Source organism: Archangium gephyra (assembly GCF_042230915.1).
Lineage (GTDB): Bacteria > Myxococcota > Myxococcia > Myxococcales > Myxococcaceae > Archangium > Archangium gephyra_B.
In genome coordinates this window covers 4,767,437-4,786,131 of the sequence record NZ_CP102578.1, presented here as the reverse complement: position 1 = coordinate 4,786,131, position 18,695 = coordinate 4,767,437, and the positions used below count along the sequence as shown (strand labels likewise).

General features: G+C 71.9%; 4 protein-coding genes. 2 read left to right on the top strand and 2 right to left on the bottom strand.

The window, feature by feature from the left end; genetic code table 11:
• Positions 1 to 84: 84 nt before the first annotated feature.
• Together NR798_RS19040 and NR798_RS19035 are read left to right on the top strand one after the other, a co-directional pair.
• Complete coding sequence (locus NR798_RS19040; protein WP_375772905.1) at positions 85 to 1,422, top strand: cytochrome P450; 1,338 nt, start codon at positions 85 to 87, stop codon at positions 1,420 to 1,422.
• 49 nt (positions 1,423 to 1,471) lie between these two features.
• Positions 1,472 to 2,782 (top strand): cytochrome P450, encoded by a 1,311-nt coding sequence (locus tag NR798_RS19035; RefSeq protein WP_375772904.1) that lies wholly within the window; start codon positions 1,472 to 1,474, stop codon positions 2,780 to 2,782.
• A gap of 60 nt (positions 2,783 to 2,842) precedes the next feature.
• Here NR798_RS19035 and NR798_RS19030 read toward each other — a convergent pair whose 3' ends face one another.
• Together NR798_RS19030 and NR798_RS19025 are read right to left on the bottom strand one after the other, a co-directional pair.
• The gene (locus NR798_RS19030; RefSeq protein WP_375772903.1) at positions 2,843 to 8,443 is read right to left on the bottom strand and encodes an SDR family NAD(P)-dependent oxidoreductase; all 5,601 of its coding nucleotides are present in this window, start codon (positions 8,441 to 8,443) and stop codon (positions 2,843 to 2,845) included.
• A 6-nt stretch (positions 8,444 to 8,449) separates the two neighbouring features.
• A complete protein-coding gene (locus NR798_RS19025; protein ID WP_375772902.1) occupies positions 8,450 to 18,562 on the bottom strand; it encodes an SDR family NAD(P)-dependent oxidoreductase in 10,113 nt (3,370 codons plus the stop codon).
• Positions 18,563 to 18,695: the final 133 nt, after the last annotated feature.

Genomic DNA, 18,695 nt, shown 5'->3' with positions numbered 1-18,695 from the left:
TCCTCCTCCGACACTCGCGCTCAGCCGGAGGTCGCTCCTTTCATCCTCGAACAGGTCGGTGACGTCTCGCGCCCGCGCCGAGGCATGCCGACCGCCGTCGACGTCGCGCACCTGCCTGGTGAGGGGGGCCCCGTCGCCGCCGTTCGCAACACGCTTGGCTGGATGCGTCATGGCATCGACCATCTGGCGGCGCAACATCGCCGCTTCGGGCCGGTCTACCGCTCGGTGTTCGCCGGCTACACGGTCGTCTGCGTCGCCGATCCCGACATGGTCATGTCCATCGCGCGCGACGAGCAGACGTGGTCCACCTCGCTGGCGTGGCTCACCTTCTTCCAGGGGATCGACCCCAAGATCAACGCCGCGAAGGTCGACTCTCCCCTCTTCCTGGACTTCAAGTCGCACCGCGATGCCCGGAAGGTGTTCCAGCCTGCGTTCGGCCACTCCGCCACCGCCAGCTACTTCAATGCCGCGACGTCCATCTTCGAGCAGGCGATCGAAAAGTGGGCGGAGCGAGGCCACGTGTCCTTCAAGGAGGAGATCCGCAGCCTGATGATGAAGGTGTCGACGCGCATCTTCCTGGGCGTCGACGACGAGGCCGAGAAGTTCGAGCGGGCCCTGATCGACTACTGGGAGGGGCCGCTCTCGCTGACGCGCAGCGCGCTGCTCAGTCCCGCGTGGCGCCGCTCCATCCGGGGCCATCGCGTGCTGTGCGAGATGCTGCGCTCGCGGATCGCCGCCCGGCGCGCCTCCGGCGGCGACGACCTGTTCAGCCGCCTGTGTGCCAAGAGCCAGGAGCCCGAGACGCTGGTCGATGACGACGGCCTGGTGCGGCTGATGATCGGCATCAAGTCCGCCGCGTTCGCCACCACGTCCTCCGGACTGACGGGCATGGCCTATCTCCTCGCCACCCACCCGGAGTGGCAGGAGCGCATGCGCGAGGAGGCGCTCGCGCTGTCCAAGGGACGGATCAACTACGAGGAGAGCAACAAGCTCGAGGTGACCTCGCGCGTCTGGAAGGAGACGATGCGCCTCTATCCCGTCGCGCCGTACACCGCGCGGCGCGCGCTGCACGACACCCAGCTCGGCCAGTGGCGGATCCCCGCGGGCACCTTCGTCATGGGGATGATCTCCGTGGCGATGCAGGATGAGAAGCTGTGGAGCAATCCGCGGAGCTTCGACCCGGATCGCTTCACCGAGGAGCGCGCCGAGGACAAGAAGCACAAGGCGGCCTTCCTGCCGTTCGGCATTGGTGGCCACACCTGCACGGGCATGCACCTGGCGAACGCCGAGGTGAAGGCCTTCTGGCACGCCATGCTCACGCGCTGCCGCTTCACGCTCGAGCGCGACTACAAGGCGCGCCACACGTACATGCCGGCCGGCATCGTCTCGGGCGACGTCAAGCTCCGGATCGAGCGGCTCTGAGCTTCACCCCGCGCCAAGTTCCACGGCTTTCCCTTCAGGAGACACACCGATGTCGGTTGACCAGAACCAGCGCTCCGCGTCCCCCGCGGGGCACCCCGGCTCCCCCTCGCCGTCCCAGCAGCTGCCCGCCGTGCTCGAGGGCTTCGATCTGACGGATCAGGCCCGGTTCGCGAGCGGATTTCCCCACCAGGTGTTCGCCCGCCTGCGCCAGCACGCCCCCGTGCTCTTCCATCCGCCCGGGCAGACGCACGACGGCGAGGGCTTCTGGGTGCTGAGCAAGTACGCGGACATCCGCGACGCGGCCGCGGACCCCGCCTTCTCCTCGGCCGGCGGTGGCGGACGCCGCAGCGGCGGCACGCACATCGACGATGTCCGGCCGGAGCTGCCCGGCGTCATGATCAACATGATGGATGACCCGCGCCATCAGCTCTTCAAGGACGTGTTGACCCCCGCGGTGGGACGGCAGGCGCTCACCGTGCTGGAGGGCAAGCTTCGCCAGCACACGAACCAGCTCGTGTCCTCGCTGCTCGAGCGTGGCGGCTTCGACTTCGCCGACGCAGTGGCCGCCACCGTCGGTGCGCAGGCCATCTGCCTGCTGATGGGAATCCCGGAGCAGGACTGGGCCCAGTTCTCCCAATGGACGGGGAGCCTGATGGGCTTCGATGATCGCGAGGTCGGCCACCCCACCGAGCGCAGCCAGAAGATCCACATGGATCTCTTCCACTACGCCGCCCGGATGCTGGTGGCCAAACGGGCCCAGCCGTCGGACGACCTGACCTCGCTGCTCGCGGGCGGGCAGCTGGCCAACGCCAGCGGCCAGAAGGAGCTCACGGAGCTGGAGCGGCAGACCTGCTTCTGCCTGATGGTGCTGGCGGGAACCGAGTCCACCCGCAACGCGATCTCGGGCGGCATCCTGGCGCTGGCCGAGCACCCCGAGCAGTGGCGGGCCCTGCGCTCCGATCGCTCCCTGCTGAAGGGCGCCGTGGAGGAGATCCTCCGCTGGACCACGCCCACGCCGTACAACCGCCGCACCGCCACGCGCGACATCCGGATTCGCGACGCCCAGATCCGGGCCGGTGACAAGGTGACGCTGTGGTGGACGTCGGCCAACTGGGACGAGGATGTGTTCTCGAACCCGTTCGCCTTCGACATCCGGCGCAATCCCAATCCGCACCTGGCCTTCGGCTACGGCACCCACTCCTGCTTCGGCGACCAGCTCGGCAAGCTCGAGCTGCGCGTGGTGCTGGAGGCGCTGCTCGATCGCGTCGAGCGGCTCGAGCTCACCGGGCCCGTCACCTGGGCCGGCAGCAACAAGCACACCGTCGTGCTGAAGATGCCGGTGAAGATGATCGGCGCGTAGGCGCCTCGCGGGCCGGCGGTCCTCGGGTGACGAGGCCGCCGGAGCCCGCGGCGGAAGGACTCACAGGCGCCGCGTCAGCGACGCCAGGCGCTCCTCGATGAGCGCCCGCTCCTCCTCGGACATGTCGTCGAGCTCCTCCTCCCCGGCCGGGACGTTCTCGGGGGGAGCCGCGCTCGCGACGGCCGCGGGGACCGGCTCCTGGCTGACGGGCTGGAGCTGCTGGGCGAGGTGCTCGGTCAGGCTCTCGATCGTCGGATAGGTCCACAGCAGGACCGCGGGGAGCGAAAGCCCGAACAGCGCCTCCAGGCGGTTGCGCAGCTCCAGGCTGAGCAGCGAGTCGAAGCCGAGCGACATCAGCGGCGCCTGCGGCTCGAGCGCTTGGGCATCCAGCCGCAGAACACGTCCGATCTCCTGCCGCAGCAAGAGCGCGAGCCGCGACCGGAGCTCCTTGGGGGGAGCGGCACGCAGCGACTCGAGGTCCCGCAGCTTCGTGCCGCGGTTGGCACCGCCCTGCTGCACCTCGCCCATGAGCTCGGAGAAGCGCTTGGAGCGCGCCATGTGAGGCGACGTCTCGAGCCACTGCCGGGGCTCCAGCGCGATGACCGCCACGTGCGCCGCGCCCCTCTCCAGCAGAGCGCCCAGCACCTCCAGGCCGTCGGCCGGACTCATGCCGATGACACCCCGGTGGGAGAGACGCTCGCCGCGGTTGGCCTGCTGCGCGGCCATGCCGACCTCCGAGAAGGCCCCCCAGTTGACGCTGAGCGCCGGCAGGCCCCGGGCGCGCCGCGCGAGCGCCAGGGCGTCGAGCGCCGCGTTGGCGGCGGAGTAGTTGCTCTGCCCCGGCGCGCCGATCATGGCGGCGGCCGACGAGAAGAGCACGAAGAAGTCGAGCTCGGACTCGTGGGTGAGCTCGTGCAGGTGCAGCGCACCGAGCACCTTGGGGGCGAGGACCCGCTGGTAGCGCTCGGGCGTCTGTTGAGCCAGCATGCCGTCGTCCAGGACGCCGGCGGCGTGAACGACGCCACGCAGCGGACCGAGCTGGCGGGCCCGCTCGACCGCGTGCGCCACCTGTGTCCTGTCGGCGGCGTCCGCGGCGACCACCTCCACGTGGATGCCCCGGGCGCGGAGCTCGTTCACGGCCCCGCGCTGTGCCTCGCTCTCCGCTCCGCGGCGGCCGACGAGCACCAGATTCCTGGCACCGCGCTCGGCGAGCCAGCCCGCCAGGCGCAGGCCAAGGCCGCCGAGCCCACCGGTGATCAGGTAGCTGCCGCCGTCGCCGCGCACGATGACTCCGCCCGTCGTCTCGAGGCGGGCCGCGCGGGCGACCCGGCCGACATAGCGGACCCCCTGGCGGAGGAGAACCTCCTCTTCGCGCTCACGCGCCACGAGCTCGGCGAACAGCGCCGGATTCCCCTCGGCCGAGGGCTCGAGATCGATGCGGGTGAAGCCCAGGGCCGGATGCTCGTGAAGGAAGGCGCGGGCCATCCCCCAGAGCTGTGCCGCGGCGACATCCACCGCGCCGGTTCCATCACCGAACCGCTGGGCTCCGCGCGTGACGACGCTCAGGCGCGGCGGATCTCGCAGCGAGGCCGCGACGATCGCCTGCACCGCGTGCAAGAACCCGGCGACGGCCCGGGCGGCGCGCTCGGCGGGCCAGGTCAGCGGCCCGGCCGCGAGCGGGCCATCCGAGAGGCCCCAGAGGAAGACAGCCTCACGCAGCGGGGCACCGCCAGCGAGCGAGGCCACGAGCTGATCGAAGTCAGTGCGCCGCTCCGGAGCCACGACGAAGGCCGAAGCGGAGACGCGGGCGAAGGCGTCGCCGGGCGTCACCGTGATGCACTCATCCCCGCGCGCGCGCAGCTGCTCGGCGAGACGATCCGCGACGCCGTGCGCGTCGGCGAACAGCAGCCACCGCCCTCCCCCGGGCACCTGCGCCGCCGTCGCCAGCGGCTGCCGATCCCATCGCGCCTCGTACAGCCAATCGCTCCACGCCGGGCTCCCGTTGGCCGCCAGGGCCGCACGGGACACACGCCGCAGGCGCAACCCGTCGACGCGGGCGACCACGCGCTCATCGGCCGCGAGGACCACGGCGTCTCCCACGAGGAACGAGTCATCGTCGCCCGGCTGATAGCGGGCCAGGCAGTGCAGCGGCTGGTCCACGCCGCCGTCCCCGCCCCCGTGGAACTCGAGGCGATCGACCGAGAAAGGAATGTACGCGTGGTCCGCGCTCTCCGGGACGGCCGCCGCGAAGGTCTGGAAGACCGCGTCCAGCTGCGCCGGGTGGAAGGACTGCCTGGGCTCCGCGCGACTCCCGGCGAGCGCGGCGGGGCGCTCCAGGATGGAACGGGCCTCGCGCGGGCCGATCCAAAGCTGGCGAATCCAGCGGAACGTCGGACCGAGTTCGATGCCTCGCCGCGTGTTCTGCTCGTAGAACGCGGTGGGATCCAGCTCGGTGACCGCTCCGCTCGCCGTGCGGTCCGGCGCCCAAGCGGCCCGCTCCGCGGTGGGCTCGAGGCGGGAGATGAAGCCCGTGGCGTGCTCGTCCCAGGTGCCGGGGCGCTTCGGCGGCGCTGCCAGGCTGGCGCGGCGGAACCGCGTCTTGCCGCCGTCGCGCGGCAGCCCGGTCAGGTGGACGGATGGCGAGTCGTTGGGGCCCACGCGCAGCGCCTGCGGGAAGGTCACCGATTCGAGGACACAGGCCTCGCCACCGGCCAGCTCACGGGCGACCGACAGCACGGCGGCCAGGTGAAACGCGCCGGGGACCACGACGTCACCGAAGATCCGGTGCTCTTCCAGGTAGGCGTACTCGGAGAGCTGGAGGCGGTCCACGAAGTGCACCTCCTCGCCCGGGCTGAGCACCCGCTGGCCCGCGAGCGCCGGAGCGTCCGAAGACGCATCGATGTCGACGTGCACCGAGCTCGAGGAGCGCATCTCCTCCCAGTACCGCTCGTGCTGCCACGGGTACGTCGGCAGCAGCACGGCGCGCTGGGCGGAGCGGAAGATCCTGCTCCAGTCGATCGGATGGCCGCTCGCGTGGAGCTGGGCCAGTGACTCGCTCAGGGCCCCCAGTTCGGGCTGGCCACGGCGCAGCGACGCCGCGATGACGCGACGCTCGCTGACCGTCTGCTCCATCGCCATGGCGAGGACGGGATGGGGGCTGATCTCGAGGAAGCGGCCGTACCCGGACCGGTCGAGGGTGGCGATCGCATCCGCGAAGCGGACCTCCTGGCGAAGGTTGCGCGCCCAGTAGTCGCCGTCCAGCGAGCTGCCCGCCACCTCGCCGCCGGTGACGGTGGAGATCATGGGAATGCCGCCGCCGCGGGGCTTGAGCCCGGCGAGCCGCTGGCGGAACTCCTCGAGCAGTGGCGCCACCTGCGGGCTATGGGAGGCCACGTCGATCTTCACCCGGCGCGCGAACACCCCGCCGGCCGCGAGCTCCTCGAGGAGCGCCTCGATCGCCTCGCGCTGTCCCGACACCACGGTGGAGCGGGGCGCGTTGATGGCGCCAATCGACAAGTGGGGCTCGTGGCGGACGAGCCACTTCGCCACGTCCGCGGCGGGCAGCTCGATCATCGCCATGGCGCCCTGGTTGCTGATGCGCATCATCAGCTCGCTACGGACCGAGACGATGTGCGCGGCCTCCTCGAGGGTGAGCGCTCCAGCGACGTGCGCGGCGGCGATCTCCCCCACGCTGTGTCCGGTCACCGCCGCCGGCTCGACGCCCCACGAGCGCCAGAGCCGCGCGAGGGCCACCTGGATGGCGAACAGGAGCGGTTGCACCACCTCACCCCGCGCCAGGTCCGGCGGCGGCGCATCGGCGCGAAACGCCTCGAGAATGGGGTAGCCCCCATGCGGCGCCAGCGCGGCGGCGGTGGCCTGCAGGCTGTCGCGAAACACCTCCGAGTGGGCAAACAGCTCCCGGCCCATCCCCACCCACTGTGAGCCCTGCCCGGAGAACACGAAGGCGAGCTTCGCGGCACGTCCAGGCTCGGCCCGGCCGGTGAACACGCCGGGGTGGGACACTTCCTGCAGGAACGCATCGAGGGCGGAGATCCACGCCTCGCGCGTGGTACCGGCGATCGCGAGCCGGTGCTCGGCGTGGGAGCGCCGCAGCGCGGCGGTGTGCGCGATGGCCTGGGGTGACCCCTCGAGCCCTGGCGAGGCCAAGCCCTGGCGATAGGCGGCGGCGAGTGCCTGGAGGGCCGGCGGCGTGCGCGCCGACAGCAGGAGGACACACGGCTCGGTGGCGGCCGGAGCCTCGTCCGCGGGGCGGGGCGCGGCATCGGCCGCGGGGTCGCGCGCCTCCTCGAGGACGACGTGCACGTTGGTGCCGCTGAGCCCGAAGGAGCTCACGCCAGCGATCAGGGGCGATGGCGACTCCCAGGCGGTGAGCTGGGTGGGAACGCGCAGCGGCAGGCGCTGCCAGTCCACATGGGGATTGGGCCGCGTGAAATGCAGGTTGGGGGGAAGCTGCTTGTGTTGGAGCATCAGCACGGCCTTCATGAGGCCGGTGATGCCCGCCGCCGTCTCCAGGTGCCCCACGTTGCTCTTGACCGAGCCCACCCAGAGCGGCTTGTCCGCGGTGCGCCCCTCGGCGAGCGCGCCGAGCGCGTCCAGCTCGATGGGATCTCCGAGCAGCGTCGCGGTGCCGTGCGCCTCGACATAGTCGAGGTTCCGCGGCTCGATGCCGGCGTTCTCGCAGGCCCGCCGGATGACCGCCTGTTGCGCGAGGCCGTTGGGCACCGTCAGGCCGCTCGAGGCACCGTCGTGATTGACGGCCGAGCCGCGCAGCACGGCGAGAATGGGATCGCCATCGGCGCGCGCCCGCGACAGCCGCTTGAGCACGACGACGCCACAGCCCTCGCCGCGGCCGTAGCCATCCGCGGAGGCATCGAACGTCTTCGAGCGGCCGTCGGGCGACATGTTGCCGGCACGCGACAGGAAGATGAACGTCTCCGGGGACACGATGAGGTTCACCCCGGCGGCGAGCGCCACGTCGCTCTCCCCGGCGCGCAGGCTCTGGCACGCCAGGTGGACGGCGAGCAGCGACGAGGAGCACGCGGTGTCCACGGTGAAGGACGGACCCTGCAACCCCAGCAGGTACGAGACCCGCCCCGCTGAGAAGCAGGTGGCGTTGCCGGTGCCGTCATAGACGTCGATGTCCTTCGGCTTTCCGGCGTAGGCGTGCCGCCGCAGATAGTCGCTCTGGCTCGCCCCCACGAACACGCCCGTGGCCGACTTCTCGAGCTTCTGGGGAGACAGGCCGGCGCGCTCGAGGGCCTCCCAGGTCACCTCGAGCAGCAGGCGCTGCTGCGGATCCATGAGGATCGCCTCGCGCGGCGAGATACCGAAGAAGCGGGCGTCGAACTTGTCGATCGACTCCAGCATCCCGGCGCGCCGCGCGTACGTCTTCCCGGCGGCCTGCGGATCCGGATCGTAGAACGCGTTGATGTCGAAGCGGTCCGGCGACACCTCCGAGGTGCCGTCCTGGCCGGAGGACAGCAGCCGCCAGAAGTCCTCCGGGCTGGCCACCGAACCGGGGAGGCGGCACGACATGCCGAGGACCGCGATCGGCTCCGCGGTGAGCGAGTAGACCTTGGACTCGAGGTCCTTGATGACGTGGAAGGCCTGCTGAAGCGGCGTGAGCTTGGGAGCGGTCATGGGCTGTTAACGGCGAGAGTCGTATTTCTTCGCGATGAGCGCGGCGAGCTCGTCATCCGAGAGCTCGCCACCTTCGTCCTCGCTCGGCGCTTCCACGCGCACCGGTGCGGCGCCCGCCGGGGTGGCGGGAGTGCTGGCGGCGGGTGCGTCGGAGAGCACGAGCCCGCTGGTGGCGAGCATGGCGGCGAGGTGCTCGGTCAGCGAGCTGAGGGTCGAGTAGTTGAACAAGGTGGTGGCGGCGAGCGTGACGTCGAGCTCGCGCTGCAGCCGGTTGCGGATCTCGATGGCCATGAGCGAGTCCATGCCGACATCGACGAAGCCGCGCTTCGCGCCCAGCTCGTCGCCTTCACGCGCGTCCCACCCCAGTGTGCCCTCCACGACCTGCCGGACGTGGTTCTCGAGCACCCGCATCCGCTCGGCGGGAGCGGCCGCCAGGAGCGTGTCGCGGACTCGCACGGGCGGAGCGGCGGTACCGGCACGGGGGGCCACCTCGTTGCTCCCCGCCAACTCCCGGGTGAGCGGCAACCGCCGGCCTTCGCCGTCGAGCACGGCCCAGTCCGCCGGCAACACGGCGACCTGCGCCTCGTCGCTCGCCACGATGCGATCAAGCGCACTCCATCCGTCGGCGATCGACAGCGGGTTCCAGCCAGCGCCCAACGTGCGGCGGCTGGTCTCGGCATCGAGGCGGGCGGCCATTCCCGCCGCCCACGGCCCCCAGTTGATGGTGACGACCGGCACGTGGTGCGCGCGCTCGTGGTAGGCGAGCGCATCGAGGAACGCGTTTGCCGCCGCGTAGCTCGCCTGGCCGTGGGGGCCCAGGAGCGAGGAGGCCGACGAGAAGTGGACGAAGAAGTCCAGGTCACGCGTGTGGCGGTGCAGGTGCCACGCGCCGCGGACCTTGGGCCGCAGGACGCGCTCGAAGGCACCCCAGGATTGATTGACGAGCAGGCCGTCCTGGACGACGCCAGCGGCGTGGATCACTCCGCGCAGCGGCGGGCCACGCGTCTCGATACGGCGCAGAAGCTCCTGCACCTCGCCGGGCACTCCGATGTCGGCGAGCACGCTGTCCACCGAGACGCCCTCCGCGACCAGCCCGGCGATGGTGGCCTGGGCCTCCGCGTTGGCACCGCGCCGGCTCACCAGCACCAGGTGCCTGGCGCCCCGCTTCGCCAACCAGGCCGCGACAGCCAGTCCCAGCGCGCCATGCCCACCGGTCACCAGGTAGGTCGCATCGCGGCGGATCTGCACCGGCCCGGTCCGCGCCGGCAGGCAGCGCGCGAGCCGTGCGACGAGGCGGCGGCCACCCCGCAGGGCAACGCGCTCTTCACCGGGCTCGCCGGTGAGCTCGTTGACCAGCTCGGCGGCCAGCTCCCGGTCCGAACGCCGCGTGCGCTCGGCGGACTCGAGATCCACCGAGCCGCCCCAGAGCTCCGGATGCTCCGAGGCGATGACCGCGCCCAAGCCCCAGGCGGGAGCCTGCGCCACCGAGATGCTGGCGCCATCGTCCCCAGTGCACACGGCCCCCCGGGTCACCAGCCACAGCCGCGCACCGCCGCCAGCGGCGCCCGTCCCTCGACCGGCGAGTGCCTGTACCAGCGCCAGCATGCTGCCGAGGTTGAGGGACTCGGCGCGATCCAGCGCGGCGTCATCGAGCGTCCGGGTAGGCGCGATGTCGAGGCTCCACAGGTGGACGATGCCCCGCAGCGGCCGGCCAGCGGGACGCGCGGACTCGAGGGCTCGCGCCACCTCGGGCACGGGCCAGCCGTGGCGCTGCAACTCGTCGGGCCGCAGCAGGGAGCAGGTGTCACCCCGGGCGGCGAGTACCTCGGCCAGGGCGGCGGCGAAACCGCCGGAATCGGCCAGGAGGATCCAGTGACCAGCACCCTGCCCGGTCGTCGCCGGCCGCGGCGCCGCGACCGCGCGCCATTCGCAGCGCGAGTACCACGACGCCTCGCGCTCGGCGTCACGCGCCTCCACGGACTCCGAGAGCCGCCGCCGGCTGGGAGCGTCGAACCACAGGCGGCGCCTCTGGAAGGGATAGGACGGCAGCGTGTGGCGCTGGCGCGGGAAGGGCCGATCCCAGGCCTTCCAGTCGATGGGAGCACCCGCGACGTGGAGCCGGCCGGCGCTTTGCGCGATGACCTCGGTGTCGGGCTGGCCGCGCCGCAGCGAGGGGACACACGTGACCGTGGACGGCAGCGTCTCGACGGCGAGCCCGGTCAGCGTCGGGTGGGGGCCGATCTCCAGCAGCACATCGCAGCCCAGGTCGGCGAGCGCCTTCATGCCCGCGGTGAACTGCACCGGCTCGCGGATCTGCCGCGACCAGTAGGAGGTCTCGAGGTGAGGCAGCACGGTGCCGGTCAGCCCGGTGACCCAGGGCAGCCGCGCCGGCCGCGCGGTGATCGAGGCGATCGCCCGCGAGAACGGCTCGAGGATCGGCTCCACCGCAGGTGAATGGAAGGCGACGGAGACCCGGAGCTGTTTGGTCTCGACCCCGCGAGCACGGAAGTCCGCGGCGATAGCCAGGACGGGGTCATGGGCTCCCGAAATCACGGTGTGCTCGGGACCATTGAGCGCCGCGATCGCGACGAGCCCGGAGTACGGGGCGAGCGCGGCCGCCACCTCGTCGGCCTTGGCGCGGATGCTGACCATGACACCGCCAGCGGGGATGGTCTCCATCCACCGCGCGCGCTCCTGAATCAGCAGCAGGGCGTCCTGAAGGCCGAGCACACCGGCGGCGCAGGCGGCCGCGATCTCACCGACGCTGTGGCCAAACACCGCGTGCGGCTCGATGCCCCACGAGCGCCACAGGCGCGTCAACGCGTACTGCACGGCGAACAGCGCCGGCTGGGCACGTCCGGTGCGATCGATGGACTCGCCGTCGGCGAGCAGGCTCAGGAGGGGTTGCTCGGCACCGCGATCGAGGAAGGCCGCGCACTCGTCGATGGCCTCACGGAACACCGGCTGGGTCTCGTAGAGCTCCTTGCCCATGTTGACGTACTGCGAGCCCTGTCCGGTGAACAGGAAGCCGATGCGCGGGGGCGGGACGTCGGTCACGCTCCCCTGCACCACCTCCCCTGTCTCCGGGGCCGCGGCGAAGGCGGCGAGCCGGGCCCGGAGCTGCTCGGCGGAGGTGAAGGCGATCGCCAGACGGTGCGGCAGGTGGGTGCGGCTGGTGTTGGCGGAGAACGCGAGGTCCTCGGGCCGCAGCTCGGGATGCTGCTCGACGTAGGCGGACAGGCGACGGGCCTGCTCGACGAGCGCCTCGCGATCACGCGCCGACAGGGTCACCACGTGGGCCGGCCGCTCACGGAGCGGCGCGGAGGTCACCGTTGCCTTCACGTCAGGCGAGACGCGAGAAGGCGCTGCCTCCACGATGGCGTGCGCGTTGGTGCCGCCGAGGCCGAACGAGCTCACCGCGGCGAGGCGGCGGTCCGGGGTGGGCCAGGTGTGGAGCCGCGTCGGAATCTCGAAGGGCTCGCCGTCCATGGGCAGCTTGGGGTTGAGCTCGTTGAAGTGGACGTTCGGAGGGACTTCACCGCGGTCGACAACGAGCGCGGCCTTGATGACACCGGCGACGCCGGCCGCCGCTTCGAGGTGGCCGAGGTTGCTCTTCACCGCGCCCAGGAAGCACGGCGTGGTACGGCCCGAGGCGCGCCCGTAGACCGCGGCCAGCGCGCCGACCTCGATCGGATCGCCCAGTTGCGTGCCGGTACCGTGCGCCTCGACGAAGCCCACCTGCGAGGCCGGAATACGGGCCTGCTGGAGCGCACTCTCCATCAACAACCGCTGCGCCGGGCCACTGGGGACCGTGAGGCCGCCGCTCCGCCCATCGTGGTTCACCGCCGAGCCACGGACCACGGCGATGATCCGATCTCCATGTGCCTGTGCGTCGCGCAGCCGCTTGACGACGAGCACGCCGCAGCCTTCGCCGCGCCCGAAGCCGTTGGCCGAGGCATCGAACGTCTTGCAGCGCCCATCGGGCGCCAGCGCACCGGTCCTGCTCAGGCCGATCATCATGTCGGCCGACAGCAGGACGTTGACGCCCGCCACGAGCGCCTGCTCGCACTCGCCCGCGCGCAAGCTCTGGGCAGCCAGGTGCAGGGCCACCAGCGCTCCGGAGCAACCGGTGTCGATGGCCAGGTTGGGGCCACGCAGCCCCAGGACATACGACACGCGGCCGGACAGCGTGCACGGCAGGTTGCCGGTGAGCGCGTAGGCGTCGAGCTCCTTCGGATCCTCGCCGAACCGGCTCAGGTACTGGTTCGGCGCGCCACTCACGAACACGCCCGTCGCCGAGTCCACCAGGGCGTCGGCCTGCAGGCCCGCGTGCTCGAGGGCTTCCCAGGTCACCTCGAGCAAGAGCCGCTGCTGGGGATCCATGCGCGCGGCCTCGCGCGGGGAGATGCCGAAGAACTCGGGATCGAACGACTCGACGTCGGACAGGAAGCCGGCGCGGCGAACGTGGAACTTGCCGGGGACGCTGGGGTCCGGATCGAACCGCGACTCGTCATCCCAGCGGCCACGCGGCGCCTCGGAGGTGGCGTCACGGCCCTCGACCAGGAGGTTCCAGAACGTCTCCGGATCGACGATCCCGCCGGGGAACCGGCAGCCGATGCCGACGATCGCGATTGGCTCGACCGCGGAGTCCGGCTGGGCCTGGGCCGCGGTGGCGAGAGGACGCGCCACCGGCTCATCGACGGACGCGGGCGGCGACACCCCCGCACCACCGCGTGCCGCCGCGCCACTCTCCTGCCAGTGGGCGACGAGATGGGACGTGAGGCGCTCGATCGTCGGATGATCGAAGGCCAGCGTTACCGGGAACGGATGGGCGAAGTCCTTGGCCAGGCGGCGGCGCAGATCCATGGCCAGGAGCGAGTCGAAGCCGAGATCGAAGAACCCCTTGCCGCGAGGGAGCGCGTGGTGGCGGGGATAGCCGAGCGTCTCGGCCACCACGCCGCTGACGTGCGCCGCGATGCGCTCCGCGGCGGCCTGAGCCGGGAGCCCCGACAGGCTGGCGAGCAACTTCGAGGCGCCTTCCTGCTCGCGCGGGCTCGCCGGACCGGCGGAGAAGGCGGCCAGTTCCTGAAGCCACGGCGGCGTGGCGCCGATACGGTCCTCGAGGTGGCGGGCCCAGTCCATGTTGGCCACGATGGTGTGAGTGGCCTGACCGGCGGCCAGCACCCCGAGGGCCTGGAGGCCATCAGCGGCGGCGAACGGCATCAGCCCGACGCGCATCGCCCGCTCACCGAGCTGCTGCTCGAGCGCCTCATCCCAGAGGCCCCAGGCGATGCTGAGCGCCGGGAGCCCGAGCCCGCGGCGGTGCACGGCGAGGGCATCGAGATAGGTATTGGCGGCGGCGTAGCTCCCCATGCCTCCGAAGCCGAGGATGCCGGCGATGGAGGAGAACAGGACGAAGAAGTCGAGCTGCCTGTCCCGGGTCAGCAGATGCAGGTTCCACGCACCCGCCGCTTTGGCGCCGAGCACCTCGGTGTAGTCCTGCCAGGGCTCGTCGACGAGGAGCGACTGGCGCGCCTGTCCGGCCGCATGGAAGACGCCGCGGATCGCCGGCAGCTCCACCTCGGCGGCGGCGAGCGCCTGGCGCAGCGCCGCGAAGTCCGCCACGTCGGCACGGGCCACCAACACCCGCGCGCCCTGCTGCTCGAGCGCGAGGATGCGGCGCGCCGCCTCGTCCGACGGGCGGGAGCGGGCGAGCAGGATGAGGTGCCGTGCACCTCGCGCCACCAGCCACTCCGCCAGCATCAGGCCCAGCCGCCCCAGGCCTCCGGTGACCAGATAGCTGGCTTCGGGCGAGGGAGTCAGCGTCCGTGGAGCGCGCTCGTCGCGGCCCCGGCGCAGCCGAAGCCCGAAGAGCCGATCGGCGCGCAGCGCGAGCTGATCCTCCTGCGCCTGCGAGAGCGCGCGATGGAGCTGCTCGGCGTTCGCAGTCACGGACCCGCGTGGGTCGACATCGACGAGGCGCGGAGCGGCCTCGGGGTGCTCGCGGCCGAGCACCCGGCCCATGCCCCAGAGTGCCGCCGCGGCCGGGGCGTCGATCTTCTCGCCCTCCTCCACGGACATCGCGCCACGCGTGAGGATCCACACGGGCCCGAGCGCACGGGCCGCGAGCGCCTTGGCGAGCCGCAGCAAGCCGTGCACCGGCTCGAACGGACCGAAGGAGAACGGCTGGTCCGGCTGGGCATCGGCGTCGAGCCCCTGGCCGAACAGGATGCCGCGCAGCGGTTGCCCGCCGGCCGCCGCGAGGAGCTTCTCCTGGAGCTCGGCGGCGTGCTCGAGCCCTCCGGAGATCCGCACGCACTCATGGCCCTCGGACTCGAGGCGAGCGGCCAGCAGCTCACACGTGCCACGCGCATCCGGGAGGATCAGCCACCGGCCAGGAGCCGTCGCGGCGTTCCCCGGCTCGAGCGGCTGCCAGGCCACCTCGTAGCGCCCACGCGTCAGCAGGCCGGTCTCCGCCTTGATGCTGCTCTCGAGCGAAGCCGGGACGCAGTGCATGCGAGAGACGACGGCGACCGGCTGGAGGGCCTCGTCGTAGAAGTGGAGCGCGACGGACAGGGCCGGCCGGCCTCCGCTCTCCACCTGCGCGACGGTGCCGTGGATCCACGCGACGTCCGTCTGCCCGAGGAGCTCCAGCGCGTCGATGGAGATCGGCGCATAGCGGTGGCTCGTCACGCCGGCACACGACACCAGGGCGGTGAGGGCTTCGTTGAACGGCTCGGGATGCAGGATGAAGCGCTCCGCATGATCGCCGGGGCGCGGCGCGCGAAGCCGGCACAGGACCTCGCGATCTCCACGGTGGATCGCCTCGAGCCAGCCTTCGGGGCCGGGTGAGCCAGCCATCGCCGCGATGGCGTCCTTCGGGACGGCCTCCATCCGGCGGCACACGGCGTCGGCGTCGAGCCGCTCGAGGGACGGCGCCTCTCCGGACGCGAGCTCCCCTTCCGACAGCAGGGTCCATGAAGCTTCGTCCCCGGCGCCGTCGACGGCGGCGGAGAGCAGTTGGAAGCGGTTGGGACGCGTGGCCCCGGGCGAGAGGATGAGCTGGACCCGCCGCTCCTCACCCTCGGGGATCGCCAGCGGGCGGGCGAACGTCAACTGGCGCGCGGAAACCGGGCCGCGGCTCCCCAGATCGCGCAGTGCGGCGACCACCATGGAGAGGATCCACGAGGCCGGAGCGATCACGCCCCCCTCGACGCGGTGGCTCTCGAAGCAGCGCAGCGACTTCGAGCCGAGCACGACCTCGTACACCGCGTCGCGGAGCACGGGCGAGCGCAGACGGCGCCCCGGTGGCAGGCAATCGCGCGGGGCCTCCGTGGTGCGCCCCGCCGCGGGCAGCCGCTCCAGCGATGGCAGCCAGTGCCGCTGGCGCTGCCAGGGATAGGTCGGCAGCGGCGGCCACCGCGTGGCGTGGGAGGCACCCTCCCCGCTCGTGATCACGCGCTCGAAGGCGACGGACTGACCGCGGGCATAGAGCGCGGCCAGCGTGAGCAGGAGCGTCTTCTGCTCCGCCTGCTCGCGGCGCAGCGACGCGAAGACGGCCGCGTCACGGCCAAGGTGGGCGGCGGCCCCCTGCAGCACCGGGCCGAGGATGGGGTGCGGGCTGACCTCGAGGAGGACGTCGATCCCGTCGTTGACCAGCAGCTCCTCGAGGACCGGGAACAGCTGCACCGGCTCGCGGAGGTTCTGGTACCAGTAGTCGGGGCCGAGGTCGTTGGCTCCCACCCAACCCCGGTGGACCGTGGAGCGGAAGGCGAGCGTGGGCATCTGGCCGCGCACCGGCGCCACCGCCGCGAGGAGCTGCTCTCGCAGCGGCTCGACCTCGGGGCTGTGCGAGGCGTAGTCCACCTTCACCTTGCGGCAGAACACGCCCCTACCGGCCATCTCGGTGACCAACCGCTCGATGGCGTCGGAGCGCCCGGCCACCAGCGTCGACGTCGGCCCGTTGATGGCGGCCACCCCGAGCCCCTCGCCGAGCGTCCCCTCGAGCTTGCTGGCCGGCAGCTCGACGCTGGCCATCGCACCGCCACGCAGTTGCTTGACGAGGCGGCTGCGCGCGGTGATGACCCGCGCCGCGTCCTCGAGGCTGAGCGCACCCGCGACACAGGCCGCGCTCACCTCGCCCATGCTCTGACCAACCACCACCGCCGGCTCCACCCCCCACGAGCGCCACAGCGCGGCCAGGGCGATCTGGATCGCCACGATGCAGGGCTGGATGACGTCGACCTGATCCAGGCGGGAGCGCCCGGCGTCGGCCAACAGCTCCTCGAGCACCGACCAACCGGCCACCTTCCGGATCGCCGCGTCGAACGCGGCCAGGGCCTCACGGAACACCGGCTCGCGTGCCTGCAGCTCCCTGCCCATCCCCAACCACTGCGAGCCCTGACCCGGGAAGATCATGGCGATGCGCGGCGGCGTCTTGCCCATCTCCGCCACCGGCAGCTCGGCCTGGCCAGCGAACGCCTTCAGGCTCTCGGCGAGCTCGGCGCGAGTGCCGCCGACGAAGCCCTGACGGAAGGAGAGATGGCTGCGCCGCGTGCCCGCCAGGTGGACGTACTGCTCGAGCGAGATCGGGCTCTCGGGCTCGCTCAGCCGCCGGGCATGCGTGAGCGCCAGCGCGCGAAGCGCCTCGGGGCTGCGCGCCGACAACGGGAGCAGGAGCTCGCCCTCGGTGCCCACGCGGGTGGGCGGCCGCGTCGTGGCCTCGCTGGGGACGCGCGGCGCCTCCTCGACCACGACGCCAGCGTTGGTCCCGCTGATCCCGAACGAGCTGACGACGGCGCGGCGTGGCCCCTCACCCGCGGGCCAGGGGCGGGCGTCCGCGCCGATGACCAGGGCGGTCTGCTCGAGCGAGATGCGCGGGTTGAGCGCGCGGAAGTGAAGGTGCGCGGGGAGGGTCTCCTGGCCGAGCGCCAGCACGACCTTGATGAGCCCGGCGATACCAGCGGCCGCCTCGAGGTGACCGATGTTGGTCTTCACAGAGCCGACCGCGCAGCTCGAGCCGTTGGCGCGGGGCGCGCCGATCACGGCCTTCAAGGCCTCGAGCTCAATCGGGTCGCCGAGAGGCGTGCCGGTGCCGTGGGCCTCGACGTAGCCGATCTCGCCCGCCGCGACCCCAGCGCTGTCCAGCGCCTTGCGCAGGGTCGCCTCTTGCGACAGCACGTTGGGCACGGTCAGGCCGCCGGAGCGGCCATCGTGGTTGATCGACGAGCCGCGCAGAAGGGCCCAGATGCGATCGCCATCCCGCTGGGCATCCGACAGGCGCTTGAGCACGACGACCCCGCAGCCCTCGCCACGGACGAAGCCATTGGCCCGCGCGTCGAACGTGCGGCACCGGCCATCGGGCGACAGCGACTGGGTCAGCCCCACCATGCGCATCCACGTCGGCGACAGGAGCAGGTTGACGCCGCCGGCGAGGGCCAGCGCGCTCTCTCCATTGCGCAGGCTCTGGCAGGCCAGGTGGAGCGCCACCAGCGACGACGAGCACGCCGTGTCCACGGCGGCGCACGGGCCCTGCAGTCCGAGCGTGTAGGCGATGCGCCCGGCCGCGACGCTGGGCATGTTGCCGGTGGCCGAGTAGCCGTTCTTCTCCTCTGGCGGCAGCGCCAGCACGTGGTGCTGGTAATCGGAGGACGCGATGCCGACGAAGACGCCCACCGGGTGCTGGATCAACCGCTCGGCCGGCTGCAGGGCGTTCTCCAGCGCCTCCCAGCTCACCTCGAGGAGCAGCCGCTGCTGCGGATCGAGCTGCGCCGCCTCGCGCGGGGTGATGCCAAAGAACCCGGCATCGAAGCCGTCGACCGAGTCGAGGAGCCCGGCCCAGCGCAGCGCTGGCAGTTCGTTGACGTCGATCTCCCCCGGCGGCCACCGGTCCTGGGGGATCTCGCGGATCGCATCCACGCCGTTGGCGAGCAGGCGCCAATACGACTCCGGATCATTCGCGCCGCCGGGGAAGCGGCAGGCCATGCCGATGATCGCGATCGGCTCCTTCTGGGCCGCGCGCAGCTGGGCGTTCTCGGACCGGAGCTTCTTGATGGTGACGGTGGCGCGCTCGAGGAGCTCGCGCTGTTGCTGCGATCCGTCTGACGAAGAGGCTGTCATCTCGCTACCGCCGGAAGGGTGAGGGCCGCCGGTGCGACGAAGGAGCGCCGGACAGCTTTCGAGAAGAGGGCAATGACACTCACGGGAGCGCACCGGAGCACGCAGCCGGAAGAACGACTCGACGTGTCGATCG

Bases quoted from the DNA above. Each gene is read 5' to 3' on its own strand.
- NR798_RS19040 (WP_375772905.1), top strand. From the start codon at position 85: ATGCCGACCGCCGTCGACGTCGCGCACCTGCCTGGTGAGGGGGGCCCC.
- NR798_RS19035 (WP_375772904.1), top strand. From the start codon at position 1,472: ATGTCGGTTGACCAGAACCAGCGCTCCGCGTCCCCCGCGGGGCACCCC.
- NR798_RS19030 (WP_375772903.1), bottom strand. From the start codon at position 8,443: ATGACCGCTCCCAAGCTCACGCCGCTTCAGCAGGCCTTCCACGTCATC.
- NR798_RS19025 (WP_375772902.1), bottom strand. From the start codon at position 18,562: ATGACAGCCTCTTCGTCAGACGGATCGCAGCAACAGCGCGAGCTCCTC.